The 26312-nt window shown below is 64.9% G+C and carries 22 protein-coding genes; 9 read left to right on the top strand and 13 right to left on the bottom strand.

What is annotated here, in order from left to right:
• The first annotated feature begins 6 nt into the window (after positions 1-6).
• Together ACPJW8_RS08855 and ACPJW8_RS08850 are read left to right on the top strand one after the other, a co-directional pair.
• The gene (locus ACPJW8_RS08855) at positions 7-1152 is read left to right on the top strand and encodes a serine hydrolase domain-containing protein (protein ID WP_330188802.1); all 1146 of its coding nucleotides are present in this window, start codon (positions 7-9) and stop codon (positions 1150-1152) included.
• Between the two features lie 53 nt (positions 1153-1205).
• Positions 1206-2318, top strand: a complete 1113-nt coding sequence (locus ACPJW8_RS08850; RefSeq protein WP_330188801.1) for an FUSC family protein — start codon at positions 1206-1208, stop codon at positions 2316-2318.
• On the opposite strand, the gene ACPJW8_RS08845 is transcribed toward ACPJW8_RS08850, so the two are convergent.
• From ACPJW8_RS08845 to ACPJW8_RS08835, 3 genes are read right to left on the bottom strand one after another with little or no spacing between them, the layout of a single operon-like run.
• On the bottom strand, positions 2315-3244 hold the full coding sequence (locus tag ACPJW8_RS08845; RefSeq protein ID WP_330188800.1) for a MaoC family dehydratase: 930 nt from the start codon (positions 3242-3244) through the stop codon (positions 2315-2317). The two genes, ACPJW8_RS08850 and ACPJW8_RS08845, sit on opposite strands and share 4 nt — an antisense overlap.
• A complete protein-coding gene (locus ACPJW8_RS08840; RefSeq protein ID WP_330188799.1) occupies positions 3241-4581 on the bottom strand; it encodes a 3-oxoacyl-ACP reductase in 1341 nt (446 codons plus the stop codon). Before ACPJW8_RS08840 ends, ACPJW8_RS08845 begins: the two co-directional genes overlap by 4 nt.
• Before the next feature lie 8 nt (positions 4582-4589).
• Complete coding sequence (locus ACPJW8_RS08835) at positions 4590-5921, bottom strand: acetyl-CoA C-acetyltransferase (protein ID WP_330188798.1); 1332 nt, start codon at positions 5919-5921, stop codon at positions 4590-4592.
• A gap of 62 nt (positions 5922-5983) precedes the next feature.
• On the opposite strand from ACPJW8_RS08835, the gene ACPJW8_RS08830 reads away from it, so the two are divergent.
• Both ACPJW8_RS08830 and ACPJW8_RS08825 read left to right on the top strand, forming a co-directional pair.
• Positions 5984-6655, top strand: coding sequence for a TetR/AcrR family transcriptional regulator (locus tag ACPJW8_RS08830; RefSeq protein ID WP_330188797.1), 672 nt, complete (start codon positions 5984-5986; stop codon positions 6653-6655).
• Positions 6656-6697: 42 nt separating this feature from the next.
• A complete protein-coding gene (locus ACPJW8_RS08825) occupies positions 6698-8815 on the top strand; it encodes an acyl-CoA dehydrogenase (RefSeq protein WP_330188796.1) in 2118 nt (705 codons plus the stop codon).
• Positions 8816-8878: 63 nt separating this feature from the next.
• Here the strand turns inward: ACPJW8_RS08825 and glgA are convergent, their stop codons facing one another.
• Complete coding sequence (gene glgA, locus ACPJW8_RS08820; protein WP_330188795.1) at positions 8879-10075, bottom strand: glycogen synthase; 1197 nt, start codon at positions 10073-10075, stop codon at positions 8879-8881.
• A 100-nt stretch (positions 10076-10175) separates the two neighbouring features.
• On the opposite strand from glgA, the gene glgC reads away from it, so the two are divergent.
• Together glgC and ACPJW8_RS08810 are read left to right on the top strand one after the other, a co-directional pair.
• Complete coding sequence (gene glgC, locus ACPJW8_RS08815; RefSeq protein WP_330188794.1) at positions 10176-11561, top strand: glucose-1-phosphate adenylyltransferase; 1386 nt, start codon at positions 10176-10178, stop codon at positions 11559-11561.
• 17 nt (positions 11562-11578) lie between these two features.
• Entirely contained in the window at positions 11579-13030 is a 1452-nt protein-coding gene (locus tag ACPJW8_RS08810) for an SDR family NAD(P)-dependent oxidoreductase (RefSeq protein WP_330188793.1), read from the top strand.
• Between the two features lie 25 nt (positions 13031-13055).
• On the opposite strand, the gene ACPJW8_RS08805 is transcribed toward ACPJW8_RS08810, so the two are convergent.
• From ACPJW8_RS08805 to ACPJW8_RS08795, 3 genes are all read right to left on the bottom strand, one after another.
• Positions 13056-13907 (bottom strand): transglutaminase family protein, encoded by an 852-nt coding sequence (locus tag ACPJW8_RS08805; RefSeq protein WP_330188792.1) that lies wholly within the window; start codon positions 13905-13907, stop codon positions 13056-13058.
• Entirely contained in the window at positions 13904-14830 is a 927-nt protein-coding gene (locus tag ACPJW8_RS08800) for an alpha-E domain-containing protein (protein ID WP_330188791.1), read from the bottom strand. Before ACPJW8_RS08800 ends, ACPJW8_RS08805 begins: the two co-directional genes overlap by 4 nt.
• A gap of 84 nt (positions 14831-14914) precedes the next feature.
• The gene (locus ACPJW8_RS08795) at positions 14915-16471 is read right to left on the bottom strand and encodes a circularly permuted type 2 ATP-grasp protein (RefSeq protein WP_330188790.1); all 1557 of its coding nucleotides are present in this window, start codon (positions 16469-16471) and stop codon (positions 14915-14917) included.
• 113 nt (positions 16472-16584) lie between these two features.
• Here ACPJW8_RS08795 and ACPJW8_RS08790 point away from each other — a divergent pair, with 113 nt between their 5' ends.
• Together ACPJW8_RS08790 and pepN are read left to right on the top strand one after the other, a co-directional pair.
• Positions 16585-17640, top strand: a complete 1056-nt coding sequence (locus ACPJW8_RS08790; RefSeq protein ID WP_330188789.1) for a YeiH family protein — start codon at positions 16585-16587, stop codon at positions 17638-17640.
• 12 nt (positions 17641-17652) lie between these two features.
• Positions 17653-20265: an aminopeptidase N gene (gene pepN / locus ACPJW8_RS08785; RefSeq protein WP_330188788.1), complete on the top strand. Its 2613-nt coding sequence runs from the start codon at positions 17653-17655 to the stop codon at positions 20263-20265.
• 34 nt (positions 20266-20299) lie between these two features.
• Here pepN and ACPJW8_RS08780 read toward each other — a convergent pair whose 3' ends face one another.
• The 5 genes from ACPJW8_RS08780 to ACPJW8_RS08760 form a co-directional block, all read right to left on the bottom strand.
• Entirely contained in the window at positions 20300-21385 is a 1086-nt protein-coding gene (locus ACPJW8_RS08780) for a biotin/lipoate A/B protein ligase family protein (protein ID WP_330188787.1), read from the bottom strand.
• Between the two features lie 107 nt (positions 21386-21492).
• On the bottom strand, positions 21493-21750 hold the full coding sequence (locus ACPJW8_RS08775; protein ID WP_028267311.1) for a type B 50S ribosomal protein L31: 258 nt from the start codon (positions 21748-21750) through the stop codon (positions 21493-21495).
• Positions 21751-21906: 156 nt separating this feature from the next.
• Positions 21907-22716, bottom strand: coding sequence for an RNA methyltransferase (locus ACPJW8_RS08770; protein WP_330188786.1), 810 nt, complete (start codon positions 22714-22716; stop codon positions 21907-21909).
• Positions 22717-22723: 7 nt separating this feature from the next.
• A complete protein-coding gene (locus tag ACPJW8_RS08765; protein WP_425256444.1) occupies positions 22724-23512 on the bottom strand; it encodes a sulfite exporter TauE/SafE family protein in 789 nt (262 codons plus the stop codon).
• Positions 23513-23527: 15 nt separating this feature from the next.
• A complete protein-coding gene (locus ACPJW8_RS08760) occupies positions 23528-24313 on the bottom strand; it encodes an ABC transporter ATP-binding protein (RefSeq protein WP_330188785.1) in 786 nt (261 codons plus the stop codon).
• 132 nt (positions 24314-24445) lie between these two features.
• Here ACPJW8_RS08760 and serB point away from each other — a divergent pair, with 132 nt between their 5' ends.
• Entirely contained in the window at positions 24446-25369 is a 924-nt protein-coding gene (serB, locus tag ACPJW8_RS08755) for a phosphoserine phosphatase SerB (protein ID WP_330188784.1), read from the top strand.
• An 82-nt stretch (positions 25370-25451) separates the two neighbouring features.
• On the opposite strand, the gene ACPJW8_RS08750 is transcribed toward serB, so the two are convergent.
• On the bottom strand, positions 25452-26204 hold the full coding sequence (locus tag ACPJW8_RS08750) for an SDR family oxidoreductase (protein WP_330188783.1): 753 nt from the start codon (positions 26202-26204) through the stop codon (positions 25452-25454).
• Between the last annotated feature and the right edge of the window lie 108 nt (positions 26205-26312).

The following is a 26312-nucleotide window of genomic DNA, read 5'->3' as shown; positions in this document are numbered from 1 at the left end:
TGGGCTATGCACACTTCCCACGGCACTGTCCTGCCCGGATTCGAAGCAGTTCAAGAGCTGTTCGAGTTCTTCCTCGCCAATGATCCGGACTACAGCGCGCAGGTTGCCGTGTACCAACACGGCCGCCGCGTGGTCCACCTGCATGGCGGTCCGCACATTGCAGCCGATTCGATCACCGGGGCGTATTCGTGTTCCAAGGGCATAGCAGCCATGGTGATCGCGCTGCTGGTGCGGGACGGCTCGCTGGACCTGGATCAGCCCGTGGCGCATTACTGGCCGGAGTTCGCTGCTGCCGGCAAGCACGAAATCCTGGTCCGCGCGGCGCTGTCCCACCAGGCGGGCGTACTTGGCGTGCCCGGCGGCATCCCATTGGACCGGCTGCACACGTCCGAGGCCGCTGCGATGCTTGCGGCCGCAGAACCTCTGTGGCGGCCAGGCAACGGCACGTTCGGCTATCACGCCATCACCATCGGCGTGCTGATGGAGGAGTTGTGCCGCCGCGTCACTGGATCGTCCTTGCAGCAGACCTATGACGGCGCCCTGCGAATTCCGTACGGGATCGACTTTTTCCTGGGACTTCCGGAGGACCAGGAACCGCGGTACCGGGATGTACTCTACGAGCCAACGGACCAGTGGATCGATCCGCTGGGCTACGAAGGCCTGAATTCCAACATCGCGGCGGGCACCATCATGGAGCTTCCCAACCGCCGAACCGTGCGGGCCGGTGGAATGAGTGCCGCCGGCGGGGTGGGCTCCGCGGATGGACTGGCCAGGGCCTACGCGGCCGTTTCGACGGGTGTTGAAACGGAGGAGGGCCACCTGGCGCCCGCGCTGGACGACAAAACCATCCGCGTCATGGCCGAAGAGCAGGTTTGGGGCCTTGACCGCAGTTCAGGCCTGGATAACGCCTTCGCCATTGTCTTTATGAAGCCCCATCCTTCACGGAACTTCGGGAGCCATCTGGCTTTTGGGCATGAAGGCGCCAACGCGGCCCTTGGTTTCGCGGATCCGGCCTATGGCCTGTCCTTCGGCTACGTTCCCCAGTGGGCTGAGGAAGGCCGGACCCAGGGCAGGGCACATCAACTGGCTGCAGCCGCAAGACGGGCTGCATCCGCGGTCAAGCACGCGGTCGAGCACTCGGTCGAACGTTGACATGTCGCCGGGAGGATGTTTGCCCCGGCCCGGCCAAGCCCTAATGTTGGCGGATGGATCAAAGCAAAACGGCAGCGCGCAGGGAACTTGCCACACGCCTCCTGAGAAGGTCGGTGTCCGGCGTCGCTGAGGCCTTCGCGGTGAACCGTCTCCAGATGGCTGCGAAAGCGGCGCTGGCAGCGGGCCTGGCGTTCTTCGTTGCGCCCCTGATGCCGGGTTCGGCGGCAGACTATCCGTACTATGCCCCGCTGGGCGCCCTCGTGGCCATGTACCACAACGTGGCAGGGTCGGTCCGGCAGGGGTTGCAGACGCTGATTGGCCTGGCCATGGGCATCGGCCTGGCCTTCCTCCTGGTAAACCTCGGCCAGCCCTCTCCCCTCACGGTTGCGATCGTCATGGGCATGGGTGTGCTGCTGGGCGGACTGCCGCGCCTGGAGTCCGGCCGGGACTGGATTCCCACCGCGGCCCTCCTGGTCCTGCTGGTGGGAGGCAGCAATCCGGATGACTTCTCGTTTGGCTACCTCCTGCAGATGGGCGCGGGAGTGGTGGTGGGAATTGCCGTGAACTTCCTGATCTTCCCGCCCCTGCATTTCAAAGCTGCCGCGGCCAGCATTGACGAACTCCGCGCCGCACTGGGCCGGCAGCTGACTGACATGGGTACCGCCCTCAAAGAGGAATGGCCACCACGGCACGAAGAATGGGCGGGCCGCTCGGACGAGCTTGCGGACGCAGCGCGGACTGTCCGGCACCTGGTCCAGGAAGCAGATGACAGCCGCCGGGCCAACCCGCGCCGCAAGCTGCACCCCCGGGACATGGACCTGGACTACCGCAACCTGAAGGAACTCGAACGGGTCACCTTCCACGTCCAGGACATGACGGACGTGTTATCGGACGTTATTTGGGAAGACGACGCACCGTATACCGTGCCGTATGCCGAAAGCGGGCCACTGGCCGAGGCAATCACCGCCACGGGCGAGCTGCTGATGTCCTTCCGGGGGGATGATACCGAAAGCCAACATCGCCTGTACGCCGCGGCGGAGAAGGCGGTAGGCGCCTGCATGGGTGCACCCATGGACCGGAATCCGGAGGAGGGAGGGGTCACCGCCTCCGAATCCATCCTCCTGAGCCTGCACCGCATCCTCAGGATTGTCAGGCCCGGCCGCTAGGAGGTGCCTGGCGCTCCGATCCCTTCCACGGCACCCCGAAAATGCCGCCTGCCTGACCTCGGATTCCAGCCAACAAAGGCTGAACGCTGCCAGCCGCCGTCGTCTGATTGTTCCGTCGTGATCTCCAACGCAACCTTGGCCGGCAGGTAAACCGGTGCTTCGAAGGAGACATCCCAGCGGAACGAGGCTTCGCGGGGCACGCCGATGTCCGCGAGCGCACGTGAGGCAAGGTACATGCCATGGGCAATGGATCGTGGCATACCCAGGGCCTTGGCAGAGAGCGCGCTGAGGTGGATCGGGTTGAAGTCGCCCGAGACCGCTGCATAGCTGCGGCCCGTTTCAACCCCGAGCTGCCAGAGCGCCGTGGGATTCGGCGGGACGAACTCATCCTTGGCAGGTCCGTTGGATACCTTGTCCACGCCGGGAAGGAAGACGCCCTTGGCAAGGTAAGTGGAGGTTCCCGTCCATCGAAGCGAGCCGTCCCCAGTACTGCGGACCTCCGCCACCACATCCACCTGGGTTCCGGCACGGTGGCCCCTCAGGTCCTGCACTCCTGCTGTAATATCCACGGCCTCGCCGAAGTGGATGGGGACCAGCTGCTCGATGACGTTGCGCAGATGGATCATCCCCAGCAACGGCAACGGGAAGTCATCGCGGGCCAGGACACTCATGGCCACGGGAAAGGCCATGGCATGAACGAACCCGGCCGGGAGGACATCGCTGGCAGGTTCACCCAGCAGGTGCTGGAACGAAGTCAGGGTCTGGACGTCGCAACGAACGTTGCGCACCTCATGCTTCTCCGTGGGGAGATCCACGACGCCGGTGCTGCCGCCCAGCCGCCGCCTCGCAGCGGTGGCCGCTGCGTTGACGTACAGCCTGGACAGCGATGGCAGGTCCGCCATCAGGACGTTTCCAGGTTCGCTCATGCTCCCACCAGGTTCTGTCCACAAACGCGGAGTACCTCACCGGTGATGCCGCCGGCGGCATCGCTGGCCAGAAAGGCAACGGCTTCAGCAACATCCACCGGCTGGCCCGCCTGTTGCAGTGAATTGAGCCGGCGGGCCACCTCGCGGGTGGCAAAGGGGATGCGCGCCGTCATTTCGGTTTCGATGAAACCGGGGGCGACGGCATTGACGGTGCCCCCGGATGCAGCTATCAGTGGCGCTGCGGCCCGCACCATCCCGATCACCGCCGCTTTGGACGCCGCATAGTTGGTCTGCCCACGGTTGCCGGCGATCCCGCTGGTTGAGGCAACTGACACAATGCGCGGGCTGCCCTTGAAATCGGGGGAAGCCAGCAGGGCCTCGTTGATCCGGAGCTGGGCTGCGATGTTGATGTTGATGACTGAGTTCCACCGGGCTTCGTCCATGTTGGCAAGGAGTTTGTCCCTGGTGATGCCCGCGTTGTGGACCATAATGTCCAGGCGTCCGTGCCTGCCCACGGCATGCTCGAGGATCCGCTGGCCGGCATCCGGGTGGGTGATGTCCAGCTGGAGTGAGGTGCCCCGGATGCCATTGACCACCTGGCTCAGCTGCTCGCCGGCAGCCGGAAGGTCCACAGCCACGACGGTGGCGCCGTCGCGGGAGAGCGTACGCGCCATTGCTGCGCCGATTCCCCGGGCGGCACCGGTGACCACGGCGACCTTGCCGGCCAGCGGCTCCCTGCTGTCCTGCGGCAGGACGCCGTCGGCGGTGGAAACGGTCAGGAACTGGCCATCCACGAAGGCAGAGCGCCCGGAGAGGAAGAACTGCACCGCACCCAGGGCGGAGGGGCTGGTGGTTTCTGCCCCACCCGTCAGCAGGATGCCGTTTGCTGTTGAACCTGAGCGCAGTTCCTTGGCCAGTGAACGCACAAACCCGTCCACGGCCTGCCGGGCTGCGGCCTGCCGCGGAGTGCTGGCGCCCGACGCCGGCCTGGACACTGTGATGACGCGGGCATTCCTGTCCAGGTCCCGCAATGCCGCCCCAACGGTGAGCACTGGTTTTTCAAGGTCACTGGGGGCTTCCAGGTTATCCAGCACCAGGACTACGGCACCCAGCTTTTCCTTTGGTACCGCGTGCCGGCGGATGTCCAGGCCCCATCCCAGCAGGGCGGCGGCCAGGTCTTCAGCGCCCTGCCCGCTTCCTTCCACGAGGACGGGCCCGTCCACCAGGGCCTGGCCCGGCTTGTGGCGGCGCAGCTCCACTGGCTGGGGAAGCCCAAGCTTCCGGGCGATATCGCGGCCGGTGCCGCCGCTGACGAACTTGGTGTATTTATCAGTCATGGGTCCCCCTATGCCGCTTCGAGAATTGCGACGACGCCCTGTCCGCCTGCTGCGCAGATGGAAATCAGGCCCCGCGCAGGGCGGCCGTCCACGGTGCCCTTGGCTGCCAGCATTTTCGCCAATGAAGCCACGATACGCCCACCGGTGGCGGCGAACGGGTGGCCGGCTGCCAGGGAGGAGCCGTTAACGTTCAGGCGGCTGCGGTCAACGGTTCCGAATGCCCCGTCCAGGCCCAGCCGCTCGCGCCCGAAGTCCTCGTCCTCCCAGGCGGCCAGCGTGCTGAGGACCGTGCCGGCGAAGGCCTCGTGGATCTCGATGAAGTCCATGTCATCCAGGGTCAGGCCGTGGCGGGCCAGCAAACGCGGCACGGCAAATGCCGGTGCCATCAGCAGCCCGTCCTTTCCATGGACGAAGTCCACCGCAGCAGCTTCTCCGTCCAATACCGTTGCCAGCTTGGGAAGGTCGTGCGCGTCGGCCCACTCGGCTGAGGCAAGCAGGACTGTTGCGGCACCATCGGTCAGCGGCGTCGAGTTTCCCGCTGTCATGGTGGCCTTGGAGCCCAGGTTGCGGCCAAAGACCGGCTTCAGGGACGCCAGCTTCTCCAGGCTGGTATCCGGCCGAAGGTTCGAATCCTTGCTCAGTCCCCGGTAGGGCGTCATCAGGTCGTCAAAGAATCCCGAATCGTAGGCGGCGGCCAGGTTCCGGTGGCTGTTCAGCGCCAGCTCGTCCTGGGCTTCGCGGCTGATCTTCCACTGAGCCGTGGTCAGGGCCTGGTGTTCACCCATGGACAGTCCGGTCCGGGGTTCTCCCGTACCGGGCGCATCCGGGGCAAGGTCCTTTGGCCGGAGCCGGCTCAGTACCTGCAGGCGCTGGGGCAGGGTTTTTGCCCGGTTCAGGTCCAGCAGGACGGCGCGCAGTCCTTCACTGACGGCGATGGGCGCGTCCGAGGCGGAGTCCACGCCGCCGGCAATGGCCGAATCAATCTGGCCTAGCTTGATCTTGTTGGCCAGGCCAAGCACCGTCTCAAGGCCCGTGGCACAGGCCTCCTGGACGTCATATGCGGGCGTTTCGGCAGACAGCGCCGAGCCGAGTACTGCCTCCCGGGTCAGGTTGAAGTCGCGCGAATGCTTAAGGACGGCGCCAGCAGCGACATGGCCGATGCGCTCATTCTGGAGGCCAAAGCGGGCGATGAGCCCGTCAAGTGCCGCCGTCAGCATGTCCTGGTTGGAGGATTTGGTGTAGGCGCCGCCGGACCGGGCAAACGGAATCCTGTTCCCGCCAACAATCACTGCCTGGCGGAGTCCGGACGCGGGGGCGGGTGAGAGTCCTTCTACGGACATGGGAGTGTCTCCTCTACTTGGCTGGGTTACCAGTACCCAGCGTACCTGATACGCTGAGTATCGTGAACACACTTCCCGTAGAGATCCCCGACGGCCGGGCCACCCGCTGGCAAAGCCATCGTGAGGAGCGGCGCCGCGAATTGATCAAGGCGGCCAGGCGTGCGGTGCATGCCCTGGGAAGCGACGCTTCCATGGATGACATTGCCGCAGCAGCCGGAACCTCCAAGTCGGTGTTTTACAGGTATTTCGGGGATAAGGCCGGACTGCAGCAGGCGGTCGGTGAAGTGGTGCTGCTCCAGATGCAGCGTCGGATCGCCGAGGCAGCGGAAAGTGCCCAGACGCCGCGCCAGGGTCTGTTCGCCATGGTCTCTGCCTACCTGCAGATGGCAGAGACCAGCCCAAACGTCTACGCCTTTGTCACGCAGTACCCGGGGGCTGATGCGGGATCTCCCCAGTCCCTGGCGGCGGGCGGGGCGCTCGGTCATTTCTTCGACGCCATCAGCGACATGATCGCCCGGCCCATGCGTGCACACCTGAAGGCTGACTCCGCCCGCGACGCAGCCCTGGGCTACTGGCCGACGGCGGCAATCGGCCTGGTCCGCAACGCCGGTGAGCTGTGGTTGAACTCTCCCTCCTCCCCCGCGAAGCCAGGCCAGGACGTTATGGCGCGGCAGATTACCGCCTGGCTCTGCGTGGGCATCGCACCTGAAATGGACCCGTCAGCTATCTCCTGACCTGTCCCCCTATCCACCATTCACCAACGAAGGACAATCAGCATGACTGAAGTAGCGGCCGATCCCCGCAGTGCGGGCACCGTTTCGACCTCCCGCGGAAACTCCGGCCCACCCGCGGATGCCGCCCCAGCCGTCGATGTCGCGGCACTGGGTGAGCAGTTGCTGGGCAAATGGGCAGATATCCGCCGCCAGGCAAGGGAGCTTGCCGGCCGGCCCGAGCTGCACAAGATCGAAGGCCAGACCCACGTTGACCACCGCGCCAGGACTTTCGGCCAGCTGAAGTTCCTGGTTGACCACGGCGCCGTCCACAGGGCGTTCCCCGCAGCCCTGGGCGGAGCAGACGATCACGGCGGTAACATCGCCGGTTTCGAAGAGCTTGTAACGGCAGATCCGTCCCTGCAGATCAAGGCAGGGGTGCAATGGGGCCTCTTTGGTTCGGCAGTGATGCACCTCGGAACGGCAGAACACCACGCCAAGTGGCTTCCGGGGATCATGAGCCTGGAGATTCCGGGTTGCTTTGCCATGACCGAGACCGGCCACGGGTCCGACGTCGCCAGCATTGCCACCACGGCCACCTATGACGAGGCCACCGAAGAGTTCATCGTCAATACACCGTTCCGGGCAGCCTGGAAGGACTACATCGGCAACGCCGCCAACGATGGCCTGGGCGCTGTCGTCTTTGCCCAGCTGATCACCCAGGGCGTGAACCACGGCGTCCATGCTTTCTACGTGGACCTGCGCGATCCCGACACCAAGGAATTCCTCCCGGGAATCGGCGGCGAAGATGACGGCGTAAAAGGTGGCCTGAACGGCATCGACAACGGGCGCCTGCACTTTACGGATGTCCGGATCCCGCGCACCAACCTCCTGAACCGGTACGGCTCTGTAGACGCAGAGGGCACCTACACGTCCCCGATCGCCAGCCCGGGACGCCGCTTCTTCACCATGCTGGGCACCCTGGTCCAGGGCCGGGTCTCGCTGGACGGGGCAGCCGTTGCCGCGTCCAAGCTGGCACTGAAGACAGCCATCCAGTACGCAACAGAACGCCGCCAGTTCAACGCCTCCTCACATACCGACGAGGAAGTCCTGCTGGATTACCAGCGCCACCAGCGCCGGCTCTTCACCAGGCTGGCCACGACGTATGCGGCCGGCTTTGCCCACGAACAGCTGCTGCAGAAATTCGACGACGTATTTTCCGGTGCACACGACACCGACGAAGACCGCCAGGACCTTGAGACCCTGGCCGCCGCGCTGAAGCCGCTCAGCACCTGGCACGCCCTCGACACACTGCAGGAGTGCCGCGAAGCCTGCGGTGGAGCCGGGTTCCTGATCGAGAACCGCTTCGCTTCGCTCCGTGCGGACCTGGATGTTTACGCGACCTTCGAGGGCGACAACACCGTCCTGCTGCAGCTGGTGGCAAAGCGCCTGCTGTCGGACTATGCCCGGGAGTTCCGCAACGTGGACATCGGTGTGCTGGCCCGCTACGTAGTGGGGCAGGCAGCAGGTGCGGCCATCCACCGCACCGGCCTGCGCCAGGTTGCCCAGTTCGTGGCGGATACCGGCCTGGTCCAGAAGGCCGCCCTGGCCCTGCGCGATGAGGAAAGCCAGCGCGCGCTGTTGACCGACCGGGTGCAGACCATGGTGGCTGAAGCCGGATCAGCGCTTAAGGGTGCCGCCAGGATGCCGCAGGACAAGGCCGCCGCCCTGTTCAACGAGCACCAGGATGACCTGATCGACGCCGCCCAGGCCCACGCCGAGCTGCTGCAGTGGGAGGCTTTCACGGAGGCCCTCGCGGAAATCAAGGACCCCGGAACCCGCAAGGTCCTGACCTGGGTCCGGGACCTGTTCGGGCTGTCGCTGATCGAAAAGAACCTGTCCTGGTACCTGATGAACGGCAGGCTCTCCATGCAGCGCGCCCGCACGGTTGGCGACTACATCAACCGCCTGCTGGTCAAGATCCGCCCGCATGCACTGGACCTGGTGGACGCCTTTGGCTACGGACCTGAGCATCTGCGTGCGTCGATCGCCACGGGTGCAGAAAAGACGAGGCAGGACGAGGCCCGGGCCTACTTCCGGGCGCAGCGGGCCAGCGGTACGGCTCCGGTCGAGGAGAAAGTCCTCCTGGCCCGGAAGGCCGCCGCAGCCAAACCCCGCCGCTGACAGAACTGTCCGGGGAAGGCGGTCAGCCGCCTTCCCCGGACAGTTGCCCACTGTGGGCTGGTGTCAGCGCAGCACCGAACGGTAAACATCAAGCGTGGTCTGGGTGATGGTCTCCCAGGAAAAATGCTCTTCAGCCCGGCGCCGGCCTGCTTCGCCCATGGCACGGGCACGGGCAGGATCGCTCACTACCTCCACGAGGGCTTCGGCAAACTGGCGGACGAATTTCTCCGGATCAAGCGGCGTACCGGTGCCGTCGGTCACCTGTTCCAGATCCACCAGGAGACCCGTGACGCCGTGGTCAACTACTTCGGGAATACCGCCGGTGGCGCTGGCGACTACCGCGGCTCCGCACGCCATGGCCTCGAGGTTCACAATGCCCAGGGGCTCGTAGATGGACGGGCAGGCAAAGGCCGTGGCATGGCTGAGGACCTGGATGAGTTCGTTGCGGGGAAGCATGCGCTCAATGAGCACAACGCCGGAGCGCTGGCTTTGGAGCTCGGCAATCAACCGGTTGGTTTCAGCTGCAAGCTCCGGGGTGTCCGCCGCTCCCAGGCACAGGACCAGCTGGACGTCCGGCGGCAGCTGGGCAGCTGCCCGAAGAAGATAGGGAACACCCTTTTGCCGGGTATTCCTTCCTACGAAGACCACGCTGGGAAGGTCAGGATCGATCCCCAGGGCGCGGACGGCGTCGTCATTTTCATCCCTGGACCACATCTGGACGTCCACGCCGTTGTGGACAACACGCACCTTTGCCGGATCCACGTCCGGGTAGCTGCGCAGGATGTCCTGGCGCATGCCTTCGGAGACCGCGATGATGGCTGCTGCTGCCTCATAGGCTGTTTTCTCTACCCACGAGGACAGGGCGTAGCCGCCACCCAGTTGCTCGGCCTTCCAGGGCCGCAGCGGTTCAAGGCTGTGGGCGCTGAGCACATGCGGGATGCCGTGCAGCAGGGAGGCCAAGTGGCCGGCCATGTTGGCATACCAGGTGTGCGAATGGACAACATCCGCGCCGGCCACATCGGGGACGATCCGCAGATCGACGCCGAGGGTCTGGACGGCCGCATTGGCTCCGCCAAGGTCCTCAGGGACTGAATATGACGTCACCTCTGCCCCATGGTAAGCGGCCTCCCGGGGAGCCCCGAAGGCACGGACCCGCAGGTCAACGTGCTGGGCCAGCACCCTTGACAACTCCGCCACATGGACGCCGGCGCCGCCGTAAATCTCCGGCGGGAACTCTTTAGTCACAATGTCTATACGCACGCTACCCAAGGTAGTCCTTCCGCGGGAACTGTTCTAGTGTGAAGGCATCCGGGCCCACCGGGGCTGTTGGGGAGAACAAAGACGTGCAGGGAGTTCCATCATGGCTTACAAGAAAGTATTGGCTATTGTCCTGGCTGGCGGCGAAGGGAACCGCCTGATGCCACTGACTGCTGATAGGGCCAAACCGGGTGTGCCGTTCGCCGGGAGCTACCGGCTGATCGACTTCGCACTCTCCAACCTGGTCAACTCGCGCTACCTGCAGATCGTGGTGCTGACCCAATACAAATCCCACAGCCTTGACCGTCATATTTCCGAGACCTGGCGCATGTCCACCCAGCTCGGTAACTACGTTGCTTCCGTCCCCGCCCAGCAGCGCGTTGGCAAGAGCTGGTTCCTGGGCAGCGCAAACGCCATCTACCAGTCGCTGAACCTCATCAGGGACGCCAACCCGGACATTGTGGTGGTGGTCGGCGCAGACCACGTCTACCGGATGGATTTCTCCCAGATGGTGGACCAGCACGTGGCCAGCGGCGCGAAGGCAACAGTGGCGGCCGTGCGCCAGCCCCTGAACATGGCGGACCAGTTCGGCGTCATCGAAGTTGACCCTGCAGACTCGAACAAGATCTCCGCTTTCGTGGAAAAGCCCTCCAGCACCCCCGGGCTGGAAGCGGACCCCACACAGTTCCTGGCCTCCATGGGCAACTACGTTTTCGACGCCGATGCCCTGGTTGAGGCCCTCCACGTGGACGCTGAACGGCTGGACACCAAGCACGACATGGGCGGCGACATCATCCCCTACTTCGTGAACAAGGGTGAAGCGGGCGTGTATGACTTCACGCTCAACGAAATCCCCGGATCCACCGAGCGCGACCGTACCTACTGGCGTGACGTTGGCACCATTGATTCGTTTTACGACGCCCACATGGACCTCATTTCGCCACTGCCCGTCTTCAACCTCTACAACTCGGCCTGGCCCATCTACACCCGGCAGAGCATCTCGCCGCCGGCCAAGTTCGTCCGCGGCTCTGACAACACGGTGGGCACCGCGCTGGACTCCATCGTGTCCAGCGGCGTGGTGATCTCCGGCGGTGTGGTGGAGGGATCTGTCCTCTCCAATGATGTCTACGTGGCCAAGGCCAGCCGGGTGCTTGACTCCGTCCTGATGGACAACGTCACCGTTGGTCCCGGCGCAGTCGTCAACCGCGCCATCATCGACAAAAACGTCAAGGTTCCGGCCGGTGCGGCGATCGGCCTGGATCCCAAGCTGGACCGCGCCCGCGGCTTCAAGGTGACCGATTCCGGCATTACCGTGCTGTCCAAGGGCCAGATAGTGCCCGAGCCGGATGCCGAGGAACGCGCGCTGTCCGCGGCCAACCTCCACCTGGTGCCGAACGCCGTCAAGGCGGCAACTGCCAAGAACCCTGAAGCCCTGACCACTGTCACCCAGGCGGCCAAGGCACAGGCGGAGTCAGTAGCCCGAAGCTAGCGGGTAAAATTGGGGCAATGAGCTCCCCCGATCTGACTCCCGAGGAAATCCAGGCCTGCCTGAAGGTCCTGAATACCATCCACGTCTATGACGAGGAGCATCCCGACTACGTTTCAGTGCGCCGCGCCACCGGCAAAATGTTCAAGGCCGTCAAGCGGCACAGGCGCGTCACCAAGCGGGATGAAATCGCGGAATCGGACCGGGCGGTGCTTGCCCGCACAGCCACGGCGGCCCCTGACCGGATCGACGACGAAACGCGCGGCAACAAGCTGGAGTCATCGGCCAGCGGCTCCGTTGCGGGCCACCTGATCCGGTCAAGGCCGTGCTACATCTGCAAGCAGCACTACACGCAGGTTGACGCCTTCTACCACCAGCTGTGCCCGGAATGCGCCGCCTTCAGCCACAGCAAGCGGGACGCCAGGACGGACCTGACCGGCCGCCGGGCACTCCTGACCGGGGGGCGTGCAAAGATCGGGATGTACATTGCGCTCCGGCTGCTCCGTGACGGCGCGCATACCACCATCACTACCCGGTTCCCCAAGGACGCCGCCCGCCGGTTCGCCGCCATGGAGGACAGCGCGGACTGGCTGCACCGGCTGCGGATCGTCGGCATCGACCTCCGTGACCCGTCCCAGGTCATGGCGCTGACCGATTCACTGGACGCTGCCGGGCCGCTGGACATCATCATCAACAATGCCGCCCAGACCGTCCGGCGCAGCGGCAATGCCTACAAGCCCCTGGTTGATGCCGAGGACGAGCCGTTGCCCGCAGCCCTTGAGGCAGCGAACGGCGGCCCGGAACTGGTGACCTTTGGCCACGCCCACGACAAACACCCGCTGACCCTCGCCAGCAGCGTCACGGAGCATCCTGTCCTGGCCGGTGATGCCATTACGTCCCTGGCACTGTCTACGGGATCCGCGTCCCTGGAGCGGATCGCCGCCGGCACCGCCATTGACGCCGGCGGCCTGGTCCCTGACCTCGCAGCCATCAACAGCTGGACGCAGGTAGTGGACGAAGTTGATCCCCTGGAGATGCTGGAAGTCCAGCTCTGCAACGTGACAGCCCCGTTCCTGCTGGTGAGCCGGCTGCGTGCCGCCATGAAACGCTCGACGGCGCGCCGCAAGTACATCGTCAACGTGTCCGCCATGGAGGGCCAGTTCTCCCGTGCCTACAAGGGCCCCGGGCACCCCCACACCAATATGGCGAAAGCCGCCCTGAACATGATGACACGCACCAGCGCTGCCGAGATGCTGGAGTCGGACGGCATCCTGATGACGGCCGTGGACACCGGCTGGATCACTGACGAGCGGCCGCACTACACCAAGGTCAGGCTGATGGAAGAAGGCTTCCACGCGCCACTGGACCTGGTGGACGGTGCCGCCCGTGTTTACGATCCGATCGTGCGTGGCGAGGACGGCGAAGACCAATACGGCGTCTTCCTGAAGGACTACAAGCCAAGCCCCTGGTAGGCCCTGAGCCGAGCCGGAACCAGGGCTACGCCACGCGGGTAATCTCCACCGAAACGCTGAGCTCGGACCCGCCGCCGCCGGACAGGATGCCCTTCAGCGGCGGCACGTCCCGGTAGTCCCGTCCGCGGGCCACCGTCACGTGGAAGTCACCGGCCGGTTTGTGGTTGGTGGGATCCCAGCTGCGCCAGGCCCCGTCCCAGAACTCAAGCCACGCGTGGGACTGGCCGGCAACGCTCTCGCCGAGTTCCGCCGTCGAACGCGGGTGCAGGTATCCCGAAACATAGCGCGCAGGGATCCCGCAGCTGCGCAGCGCACCGATGGCCAGGTGCGCCAGGTCCTGGCAGACGCCCTGGCGCTGGCCCCACGCCTCTTCGGCGTTGGTGGTGACGGCGGTGGAACCGGACATGTACGTCATTTCGCCGCGCATCCACTCGAAGATGGACATGGCCGCCTCATGGGGTGCCTTCCCGGCAACAACACCAGGGATGATGCCCAGGACCTCCTCCCCCGGCCCGGTCAGGCGGGACTGCGGAATCCAGTCGCTGAACTGGTTGACGGTCTCCACGGAATGGATCACGTCCCAGTCCGCGAGATCCGCTGGCGTGGGTGCCTTCTCGGTGCGGTGCACTTCCACGGTAATGCTGGACAGGACATCCAGGTGGTCGTGCGGCATCTGCATGTCGAAAGTGGTGACGCGGCTGCCCCAGTAGTCCTTGTAGCTGCTCACCGCGGCCTGCGAAGGCGAGACCTTCACCTGGGATTCCAGCACCACCTGCTGGGCGTCGGACAGCGGCGTCATGCGTGCCTCGTTGTAGGACAACGTAACGCGCTTGTTGTATTTGTACGTGGTCCTGTGCTGGATGTTCAGCCGGGTCATGAAACTTCTCCCACCCAGGCGAGTTCATCGGCCTGATTGAAGTACTTACGGGAAATGGCGTCCGAAGCCTGGGACACAGCCTTCTGGACGCGTTCCATGTGTTCGGGCAGTTCGGACATAAGATCGTCCGTGCGGTGGAATTCCAGGAAGGTGCGCGCCTGGCCCACAATGCGGCGGGCATCGTTGATAAAGCCGACACGCTGCGCGGACGGATCCAGCTTGGCCAGGCAGTCGTCGGCATCCCGGAGGGCATAGACGATCGACCGCGGGAAAAGCCGGTCCAGCAGGAGGAACTCGGCGGCATGCTGGTCTCCGAACGCTGCCCGGCGGGTCCGCAGGAACGATTCGTAGGCGCCGGCACAGCGGAGCATGTTCACCCAGGACATACCGGCACTGAGGACGTCCCTGGTGCTCAGCATCCGGGCGGTCATGTCAGCGCGCTCCAGGGAACGGCCCAGGACCAGGAACAGCCAGCTTTCGTCATGGCTGACGGTGGTGTCCGCCAGGCCGCTGACCATGGCCGTGCGCTCCAGGACCCAGTTGCAGTACCTGTAGGTTCCCACAACGTCCTTGCGGTGCTGGTTGAGCCCGTAATAGGTGGTGTTCAGGCTCTCCCACAGGCCCGACGACACGGTCTCCCGGGCACGCCGGGCGTTTTCGCGGGCGGCACTGAGGGAACCGGCAATGGAGGTGGCACTGGTTTTGTCGTAGGCCAGGGCGTGCAGCAGCTCCGGGAGCCCGAAGTCCTCACTGTCCGGGCGTGCGCCCATCACGGCCAACAATTCCTGGGCGACTCCACGCCGCTCTTCCAGCGGCAGGTGGTTCAGCCGCTCCAGGTGGACGTCCAAAATGCGTGCTGTACCGTCCGCCCGTTCAACGTAGCGGCCAATCCAAAACAGGGACTCGGCGATACGGCTAAGCATTCCTGGCTACCTCCTGCGCGTCCGGAACCGGAACAAATGTTGAAGCGACGATCGAAAGAAGAACTATACGGCCGGAACGGCGCGTCACTGCTGTTGCTCCGACTGGCGGTCGCGCCAGTTGCTCTCTACGGGCCATACTGACACCCTCTCGCGGACCGTGACAGACTGCCTGGGCACGGATTCCACAGGAACCTGCGGCGAGCCTGCAAGTACCCAGGTGTCCTTTGAACCGCCGCCCTGGCTCGAGTTCACAATCAGCGAGCCCTCCTTCAGCGCCACACGGGTCAGGCCGCCGGGCAGCACCCAGACGTCGTCGCCGTCGTTGACCGCGAAGGGCCGCAGGTCCACGTGCCGGGGGCCGAACTTGTCCCCGCTGAGCGTGGGAACGGTGGACAGCTGCAGGACGGGCTGGGCGATCCAGCCGCGGGGATCGGCAATGATCCGGTCACGCAACGCGTCCAGCTCATCCCTGGACGCGTCCGGGCCAATGACCAGTCCCTTGCCGCCGGAGCCGTCCACGGGCTTGACCACGAGCTCGGCCAGGTTGTCCAGGGTGTATTCCCGGGCTTCCTTTTCCTCGAGGCGGTAGGTGTCCACGTTGGCGATCACCGGCTCTTCATTCAGGTAGTACCTGATGAGGTCCGGAACGTAGCTGTAAACGAGTTTGTCGTCCGCAACACCGTTGCCCACCGCGTTGGCAATGGTCACTCCCCCGGCGCGCGCGGCATTAACCAGCCCGGGGCAGCCCAGCATGGAGTCGGAGCGGAACTGCAGCGGGTCCAGGAAATCGTCGTCGATGCGCTTGTAGATCACGTCCACACGCTGCTCGCCCGCCGTGGTGCGCATGTAGACGCGGTTGCCGCGGCAGATGAGGTCACGGCCTTCCACGAGTTCCACGCCCATCAGGCCTGCCAGCAGGGTGTGTTCGAAGTAGGCGCTGTTAAACACACCCGGGGTGAGGACCACCACTGTGGGATCGTCGACGCCGGAGGGCGCCGTTTTGCGCAAAGCGGACAGCAGCCGGCGGGGGTACTCTTCCACGGGCCGGATCAGCTGCTGGCCAAAGGCTTCGGGCAGGCCCTTGGCCATGGCGCGGCGGTTCTCCAGGACGTAGCTCACGCCGGAGGGCACCCGGACGTTGTCCTCAAGGACGCGGAACGTTCCCGCGGCGTCCCGGACGACGTCGATGCCGGAGATGTGGACACGCACGCCGCCTGCCGGTTCAAAGCCATGCACGGCGCGGTGGAAATGCGCGCTGGTAGTGACCAGCTGGCGTGGAATGACGCCGTCGGCCACAACGGCCATTTTGTCGTAGACATCGTTGAGGAACGCTTCCAGGGCACGGACCCTTTGGGCAACGCCGCGCTCCAGGACATCCCATTCGTCCGCCGGGATAATGCGGGGCACGATGTCCAGCGGGAAGGGCCGTTCCTCGCCTGCGAAGTCGAACGTCACGCCCCTGTCCAGGAAGGTCCTCGCCATGGAGTCGGCCCGGGCAGTTACGTCTGCCAGGGACAGTTTCTGCAGGGCGTCGGCGACCTGTGTATACGACGGCCGGGCTTGCTGCTCCGGAGTGAACATCTCGTCGTAGGCACCGCTCTTGGCGGCCGCCTCGGAGTAATCCTGGAAAAGGTCTGACATGTCCCTTAGCCAACCACTTTTTTGTTTCAAAATCATTACTGCAGCCCATTGTGGCGTGTTGATGATCAGGGCCCGGGTTCGTGATTCTGCGCCGCATACTGCAAAGTAGGTGAGTGCCTGCCCATGGAACCTCCAGACTGCTCCCGGGCCTTGCCTGTGCCGCGCTGTCCCTGGTGGTGGCCTTCGCCGTCCATGCAGCCGTTCCGGCACTGCCCGCCATGACCGTGGCTGTGGCATTGGGCCTCCTGGCAGCCAACCTGCCGCCCACAGCAACAGTGATTTCCGGCCGTGCCCGGCCCGGCCTGGACTTCGCCGGCAAGAGCCTCATGCGGGGCGGCATTGTGATGCTGGGCCTCAAAGTGGGAATCGTGGACGTGCTGGACCTGGGCTGGGCATCACTGGGCCTGATCACTGCCGTGGTGCTCGCAGGATTCGGCGGGACATACTTCATTTCGCGGCTTTTCCGCCTGGCACCGCAGGTGTCCCTGCTGATCGCCACCGGCTTCTCCATTTGCGGCGCATCAGCAATCGGAGCAATGGCCGATGCCCGCCGGATCAGGCAGGCCGACACCGTGCTCCCGGTGGCCCTCGTGACCCTGTGCGGCACGCTGGCCATCGGCGTCCTGCCCCTGCTGATCCACCCGCTGGGCCTTGATCCCCACACGTTCGGCGCCTGGACGGGTGCCTCCGTGCATGACGTCGGGCAGGTGGTGGCAACCGCGCAGACTGCCGGAACCGCTGCCCTGGCAGTCGCCGTCGTGGTTAAGCTGACCCGGGTGCTGCTGCTGGCCCCGATGATCGCCGCAGCAAGCCTGGAGCAGCGTTGGGTTGCACGGCGGGAAGCCAAACGGGCAGCAGCTCCCGGAGACAGCACGGTACCAACAGGACCGGTCAAACTGCCGCCGCTGATGCCGCTGTTTATTGTTGGCTTCCTCGCGATGGTCGCCCTGCGCTCCTCCGGCATCCTGGGCGAAGGCTGGCTGGAAGCCGGTGCGGCCCTGCAGGACATCCTGCTGGGTGCGGCACTCTTTGGACTTGGGTCCGCTGTGCGGATCCGGACCCTCCTGCATACCGGCGGGCCTGCACTCGCTGCCGCGATGCTGTCCTGGCTGCTCCTGGCCCTGCTGGGGCTGGGCGCGGCCATCGGCATTTCCGCGCAGGCCGCATGATTAGATAGCGGGGTGTCTTTTGAGAATCTTCGGCGGGACGAAGCCGCCCACCGGTCCACCCTGATCACCACGCACAGTTACGATGTCTCCCTCGACGTCCGCAACGCCGCGGATCCTGAGGCAAGCGGGTACACAAGCCAGACGGTCATCGACTTCTCCGCCGCAGAGCCCGGTGCAGGCACGTTCCTTGACTTCATCCACGCGGGCATCCACAGCATCTTCCTCAACGGCAAGGCCCTGGACGTTAACGAGGTTGTTGACGGGCCCCGGATCCGGCTGGAGAACCTCCGGGCAGTAAACCAGGTGACGGTGACGGGAACTGCCCTGTACAGCCGCTCCGGCGAAGGCATGCACCGGTTTTTCGATCCCGCTGACGGCCAGTGCTACCTCTACACGCAGTACGAACCCGCAGACGCGCGACGGGTTTTCGCCAACTTTGAACAGCCGGACCTGAAGGGGACTTTCACGTTCCACGTCACGGCACCGGCCGCATGGGAAGTGGCCTCCAACGGCGCAGAAGTCCAGCGCACTCCCCTGGCCAGCGATCCCAATGCCGCGCGCTGGGACTTTGAAACCACGCTGCCGATGTCCACCTACATCACCTCGGTCCTGGCCGGACCATACTACAAGGCCGACGATTCCTGGAGCGCCACCCTCGAGGACGGCACCCGCCTTGACGTGCCGCTGGCCCTGTACTGCCGCGCCTCCATGTCCAAGGACTTTGATACCGATGAACTATTCAGCCTGACCAAGCGTGGACTGGCCTTCTTCAACGAGCTCTTCGACTACCCCTACCCCTGGGGCAAATACGACCAGGCCTTCGTTCCTGAATACAACCTGGGAGCCATGGAGAACCCCGGCCTGGTGACCTTTGCCGAGACCTACGTCTTCACCTCCCGCGCCACGGACGCGCAGTACCAGGCCCGCGCCAACACACTGATGCACGAGATGGCGCATATGTGGTTCGGCGACCTCGTCACCATGCAGTGGTGGGACGATCTTTGGCTCAAGGAATCCTTTGCGGACTACATGGGCACGCTGGGAGTGGACCGCGCCACGGACTGGGAAACCGCCTGGGTGAATTTCGCCAACAAGCGCAAGGCCTGGGCCTATGTCCAGGACCAGCTGCCCACCACCCATCCCATCGTGGCCGACATCCCTGACCTGGAGGCCGCCAAGCAGAACTTCGACGGCATCACCTACGCAAAGGGCGCGTCCGTCCTGAAACAGCTGGTGGCCTACGTCGGCTTTGACGCCTTTATTGCCGGTGCCAGGCAGTACTTCCGCGACCACGCCTACGGAAACACCACCCTGAAAGACCTCCTGGCAGCGTTGAGCGCTTCGTCCGGACGTGACCTTGCGGACTGGTCCCGGCAGTGGCTGCAGACGTCCGGGATTTCCTCCCTTTCCACGGACATAACGTCCGACGGCGGGACGTTCAGCGAGGTGGCGATCGTCCAGGAAGCAACGGACCCTGTCACGGGACGCCCCGAGCCCAGGCCGCACCGCCTTCGCATTGGTTTGTACGAGGCGGACGCAACCGGCTCACTGGTCCGGACCCGCAGCGTTGAAACCGACATCACGGGCAACCGCACTGTGGTCCCGGAGCTCGCCGGCGAGTCCATCCCCGCCCTGCTGCTGGTCAATGACGATGACCTCAGCTACGCCAAGGTACGGCTCGATCCCCGTTCCGAAGCAACAGTCCGGTCCTCGCTGGACAGGCTCGTGGATCCAATGGCCCGCGCGCTGTGCTGGACTGCCTTGTGGAATTCAACCCGTGACGCCGAATCAGCCGCAGGCTCCTACCTCGACGCGGTTGCCCGCTTCGCGGCGTCCGAGACCGGTGTTGGCGTCCTGCAGAACGTCCTGGATAACGCTTCCACCGCCGTCGAGCATTATGCCTCCGCCGCCACGCAACCAAGGCTCCGCGCGGACCTGGCCGCCCTGGCCGCGGACCGGCTCCAGTCAGCCGCGCCGGGATCGGACCAGCAGCTGGCCTGGGCGCGGGCCCTGGCAACTGCCAGCCGGCACCACGCCAGTGCCCTCCCGCTGGTCCGCCGGCTCCTGGACGTTGACGGAACTGTTCCGGGCCTGACGGTTGATGCGGAACTGCGCTGGTCCCTCCTGCACGCGCTTGCGGCCCACGGCCAGGCCACGCAGGAGGAGCTCGACGCCGACCTGGCCCGCGACACCACCGCATCCGGCCGTGCCGGCCACACCACCGCCCTGGCTGCCCGCCCGGAACCGGAAGTCAAGGCAGCAGCGTGGCATGCCGCCGTCGTGGGTACCGAATTGTCCAACCAGCTGCTCAGTGCCACCATCGCCGGGTTCAACACGGCAGAACCGGAGCTGCTGGAACCGTTCGTGGAGCCCTACTTCGCGGCCATTGCCGGTGTTTGGGAACAGCGGAGCATCGAGATCGCGAGCCGGATTGTCCGCGGCCTGTACCCGTCCGGTCACCGCCTGCAGCCCGGGCAGGACCCCGCGGATCACGCAGTGATCCGGCTGACGGATGACTGGCTGGCAGGGCACGCAGCCGCGCCTGCTGCCCTGCGGAGGATCATCGTGGAGCAGCGCAGCCACCTGATGCGTGCCTTGCGATCCCAGGCGCGCGACTCCGCCTAGGAGCCGGGGCACTGGAATCTGCCTATGAACCGGGCTAGGGGATCCGGTGCAGCCATTCCGCTGTGCCGAACTTGGATTCCACACGCTGCCGGGCGGCGGCAATTTCGTCGTCGCCCAGCATTGATTCCACGGCGCCGTAGCGTTCCGTGAAGACCTGCTGCAGCGCGGCGATGATTTCGGCGCGTGACCGGCCGGACTGGCGGCGCAAGGGGTCCACCCGCTTCTTGGCACTGCGGGTGCCCTTGTCGGACAGTTTTTCCTTGCCGATCCGCAGGACCTCCACCATTTTGTCCGCGTCGATGTCGTAGCTCATGGTGACGTGGTGGAGCATGCCGCCGTTGGCCAGCCGCTTCTGCGCGGCGCCACCGATCTTGCCCTGGTCGGTGGCGATGTCGTTGAGCGGCACGTAGAACGCGTTGATGCCCAACTCCTTGAGGCCTGCCATTACCCAGGCGTCCAGGAAGGCGTAGGAATCGGCAAAGCTGATGCCGTCAACGAGCGTTTGGGGAAGGTACAGGGAATAGGTGATGCAGTTGCCTGCTTCCATGAACATGGCTCCGCCGCCGCTGATCCGGCGGGCTACGGTGATGCCGTGCCGCGCCACGCCGTCGGGCTGGAGTTCGTTGCGGTAGGACTGGAAACTGCCGATCACCACTGAAGGTTCGTCCCAGTCCCAGAACCGCAGTGCCGGATTGCGGCGGCCTTCCCCAACGGCTTCGGTCAGGACCTCATCCAGGGCAACGTTCACGTGCGTCGGCAGCACGGTAGGCGGGATGACTTCCCATTGGTGGTCAGCCCAGCCGGAGGCCTTGGCAAGGCCCCGCCGGATGGCTGTGGCCACGGCCTCGGGCGAAAAGCCGAACATCACGGCGTCCGGGGCGAGGGAGGCGGAAATGGCTGCCGCGAGCTCGCCTGGCGTGGAATCGGCGGGAAGTCCCTCCAGCGCGGAGTCGATGGACTGCAGGGCCTCGTCAGGCTCCAGGAAGAAGTCACCGCTGATGGAAACGCCCGCCAGCCTGCCCGACACCACGTCAAAGTCGGCGACTACGAGCTTGCCGCCCGGTACCTTGTACTCCCCGTGACGGGCTGCCGGAAGGTCTGCTGGTACATCAGGAATCATGACTCCATCCTGCCGCACGCGCACGGACTTCAATGCCACCCCTATGCAAAAAAGCCCGCACCGTTACCGGTGCGGGCTTTCTGCGAAAAGCTTGGAGGAGAAGTAAGTTACTTCTTGCCGCCGAAGCCCTTGAAGCGAGCGTTGAAGCGCTCGACGCGGCCTGCGGAGTCCATGATGCGCTGCTTGCCCGTGTAGAACGGGTGGGACTCGGAGGAGATTTCGACGTCGATGACCGGGTAGGTGTTGCCGTCTTCCCACTCGATGGTCTTCTTGGAAGACACGGTGGACTTGGTCAGGAACTTGACGCCGGAAGCCAGGTCGTTGAAAACAACAGCTTCGTACTTCGGGTGGATATCAGACTTCATAATGGGACCTTTGTTCACACAACTGGATTTTGCCAGTTGTCAGGTATGAATGGGATGGCGGCCCGCTCCGGAAGGAATCCCCCGAAACCACAGCACGGCCAGCAATCAATCATACCGGATCCGGTGGACCGTGACGAACCACAGGCCAGGGCCGGGTCACTTCCGCGGACGGAGCTCCCAGAAGGCCACGGCGGAGGCTGCGGCCACGTTCAGGGAGTCCACCCCTTCGCGCATGGGGATCTTCACGGCGACGTCGACGGCGGCAAGTGTCTCCGCGGACATCCCGGCACCTTCGGTACCCAGCACCAGGGCAAGGCGCGCAGGACTGTCGGCCGCGAGGACGTCCAGGTCGACGGCGTCGTCAGTCAGTTCCATGGCCGCCACGGTAAACCCTTGCTCCTTGAGGGCGTGGAGGTCGCCCGGCCAGTTTTCCAGCCTGGCCCACGGCACCTGGAACACCGTGCCCATGCTGACCCTGACGCTGCGCCGGTACAACGGATCGCCGCAGCGCGGTGAGACCAGGACGGCGTCAACATCCAGTGCCGCCGCGGAGCGGAAGATGGCCCCGACGTTCGTGTGGTCGACGATGTCCTCGAGGACTGCCACGCGGCGGGCGCCGGCCAGGAGCTCGGCAAGCGGTACGGGTTGTGGCCGGTGCATGGCGGCCATGGCGCCACGGTGCAGGTGGAAGCCGGTGATCTCCTCCAGCAGTGCCGCGCTGCCGATGTAGGCCGGGACGTCCGGGAATTCATCGAAAATGTCCTGGAGGTCCGCCACCCATTTTTCCGCCAGGAAAAACGAACGGGGCCGGTGCCCGGCCGCCAGCGCCCGCCGCAGGACGCGGGACGATTCGGCAATGTACATGCCCTCGGCCGGCTCACGGAGCTTCCGCAGGTGCACATCGGTCAGCTGGGTGTAATCGGCCACACGGGGATCCTGCGCCGATTCAAGATAGTGGAAGTTCACCGGCCGATTATTTCAGCAGATTCGCGATCATCACGCCAAGGGCCACCAGGCCAAGGGCAAAGATCACACCCCGCAGGACAGCCGGCGAGAGCTTCCGGCCCACCCTGGCCCCAACCAGGCCGCCAATCGTGGAGCTGATGGCGATCAGGAGCACCACCAGCCAGTTGATCCTGTCGAAGGCAAACAGCACATACGAAACCGCCGCCACCAGGTTGACGCCGAGCACCAGGATGTTCTTCATGGCGTTGGCGTTCTGGATGGTGCCGGTCAGGAACACCCCCAGGATCCCGACCAGGAGAATTCCCTGGGCGGCCACGAAGTAGCCACCATATACGCCGGCCAGGTAAACGAGCACCACCAGCAGCACGCCGTGGCTCTTATCCCGGATGGCGTGCTCGGGGTTCGTCTCACGCTCGCGGACCCAGGCCTGCAACCGGGGCTGGAACACCACCATCAACAGTGCAAGGATCAGCAGCACCGGCGCTGCATAGTGGAAGACCTCCTCGGGCAGGTGCAGCAGGAGCCACGCCCCGGATATTCCACCCAGCAGGGATGCGGGCAGCAGCCTGAGCAGCTGCGCTCCCCTGCCCTTCAGCTCCCTCCGGTAACCCCAGACGCCGGCTGCGTTGCCTGCCACCAGCCCCATGGCGTTGCTCATGGAAGCCACCACTGGCGTGATGCCCAGGGCGATCAGGACGGGAAAGGTGACAAGGGTTCCGGAACCGACCACCGCATTGATTGTCCCGGCCCATAAACCGGCCAAAGACACAACAATGCTGCCAAAAAGATCCAACATGGCGGAACGGGCCGCCTAGCGGCGTGCGGTGGCGGTGTAACGGCCCGCGTTGACACTCACGTCGAGCGGAAGCCCAAACGTGGCGCTGAGGTTTTCTGCAGTCAGGACGTCGGTGATGGGCCCGGATGCCACGACGTTGGCGTCACGCAGCAGCAGCGCGTGGGTGAACCCCGGAGGCACTTCCTCCAGGTGGTGGGTCACCAGCACCATGGCAGGAGCCGTCTCGTCGCGGGCAAGTTCGCTGAGCCTGTGGACGAGGTCTTCACGGCCGCCCAGGTCCAGTCCGGCGCCGGGCTCGTCCAGGAGCAGCAGTTCGGGATCCGTCATGAGGGCGCGGGCGATCTGGACGCGCTTGCGTTCGCCTTCTGAGAGCGAAGCGAACGGACGGTTCAGCAGCATGCCCATGCCCCAGTCATTGAGGAGCCGGAACGCACGCCGTTCGTCGTCCTTCTCATAGCCTTCCCGCCAGCGCCCGGTCACACCGTACGCGGCGGTGACCACAACGTTGAGGACTTTTTCGTGCTCGGGAATCTGGGTGGCCAGCGCTGCCGAGGACAGGCCGATGCGTGGGCGGAGTTCAAACACATCCACTGCACCAAGGACCTCTTCGAGGACACCGGCCATGCCCGACGTCGGGTGCAACCGGGCCGCGGCAATCTGCAGGAGGGTGGTCTTGCCGGCGCCGTTGGGGCCGAGGATGACCCAGCGTTCGCCTTCCTTGACCTGCCAGTCCACCTTGTCCAGGAGGGTCTTGGACCCACGGACGACGCTGACTGCGGCCAATTCAAGAACATCGCTCATAGGAGTAGACACTAGGACAAAATGAGCGCCGACTGATAACCGGCTTCAGTCACGGTCCGGGTGCCTTAATCAGCCATCGCCCATTCTTAACCAACTACGGCCCCAAGGAGCCCGCTGGATAGGATGGCAGGCATGACGACGAACGTGACCGCGGTCAGCTATGCCCTGGAACTCTCCCCTGCCGACACCGCACGCCTGCGTGCCGTGTACGAGGAGTCAGGGGCAGCGATCGTCGCCGAATCAACAACCGGGGACGACCGCTACCAGGTGTCCGTGACCGAGCTTGCCATCGGTTCAGGCCAGGCGGATCCGGACCTTTCGGACCCGGACCAGGCAGCTGGGCTGCAGGCGTTGCGCGAGGCTCTCTCCGAGCCCGGCCTTTCGGGCATTGACACAGCCCTGGTACCCAGTGAACTGCGCAGCGCCGGGCGCAAACTCCTGATCATGGACGTCGACTCGACGCTCATCCAGCAGGAAGTCATTGAACTCCTGGCAGCATATGCCGGCAAGTTCGACGAAGTTGCCGCCGTGACCGAGGCCGCAATGCGCGGCGAACTGGACTTCACCCAAAGCCTGCACGCCCGGGTGGCCGTGCTCGCCGGCCTGCCCGTCGACGTCGTTGACGCAGTCCGCGCCGAGGTGCGGCTCAGCCTGGGCGCGGCCGAACTCGTGAAGGCCTTCAAAGCGGCAGGCCACGTGGTGGCGGTTGTGTCAGGGGGCTTCAACCAGATCCTGCAGCCCATTGCTGAAGACCTTGGCCTGGACTACTGGCAGGCCAACGAACTCGAGATCGTTGACGGTGTGCTCACCGGCAAGGTCCTGGGCGACGTCGTGGACCGCGCGGCCAAGGAGAAGTACCTGCGCCAGTGGACGGCGGCGGAACACATTGACCTCGCCCACACCATTGCAGTCGGCGACGGCGCGAACGACCTGGACATGCTGGGGGCGGCGGGAATCGGCGTCGCCTTCAACGCCAAGCCTGCGGTGCGGGCCGTGACGCCCGCCGCGATCAACTTCCCTTACCTGGACGCCGTCAGGCACATCGCCGGGGTATAGGGCTTAACGCCGGATGGCACCTGGCGGCAATGTCCACGAGGACTATTGCCGCCAGGTGCCATCCGGGCAAAGCGTTTAGCAGTTAGACAGCGTTCTTACCGAAGTAGTCTGCCCCGCCGACGTAGTGGGTGTAGCCGGTCTCGACGTCGGCCGTTGCCATGGTGGCAATCTCCGCGGCGAATTCGGACACGGAGTAGAGCTTGCCGGCCTCGGCCCTGCGCGCTTCGATGGCACCCGGGTTGGAACGGTCCAGCAGGGTGGCCGTGACGGTTCCCTCGATCATGTCGCCGGACACAACAACCAGGGAGATGCCCTTTTCCGCCAGGTTCGGGACCAGTTCCCGGAGGGCGTCCTCGCCGGCGCGCTTGCTGCGTGCCACGGGCTCGTACTCCGGCATGGTGGGAACGGTTTCGATGAAGTGCGCCTGGTGGCTGGTGACGAAGACCACGCGGGAACCCTCGGGCATGAGCAGCGCGGCAGCGTTGAGCATGTTCACCTGGGCATCACGGTTGAGCTTGAGGGCGTAGTTCTCCTCCATGCCCGATTCCATGCCGCCGGAAGCGTTCAGTACCAGCAGGTCCAGCGAACCGAAGTTCTCCATGGCGGCGCTGGCGAGGGCGTGCACACCCTCGGCCGAGGTCAGGTCAGCGCCCACGGCTACGGCGCGGCCGCCCGCTGCCTCGATCTCCGCAACCACCTTGTTGGCGCGGGGCGCCTTCTGCCGGTAGTTAACCACGACGGCGGCACCCTCCGCTGCCAGGAACTTCGCCACATCAGCACCGACGCCGCGGGAAGAACCCGTCACTATCGCAGTCTTGTTATCCAGCAGTCCCATTCGAGCTCCTTCTTGTTCAATCCATCCAAAATCAGTGGGTTCGCCCTTCATCATGCCAGCGGTACCGGCAAAATCCGTTGTGCGACCCCTCCAAACATGAGCCGAAAC

Source organism: Pseudarthrobacter sp. J47 (assembly GCF_049810315.1).
In the GTDB taxonomy this organism is placed as follows: Bacteria; Actinomycetota; Actinomycetes; order Actinomycetales; family Micrococcaceae; genus Arthrobacter.
Note: the sequence above shows the minus strand (reverse complement) of the source record. Positions and strands in the feature narration are given on the sequence as shown.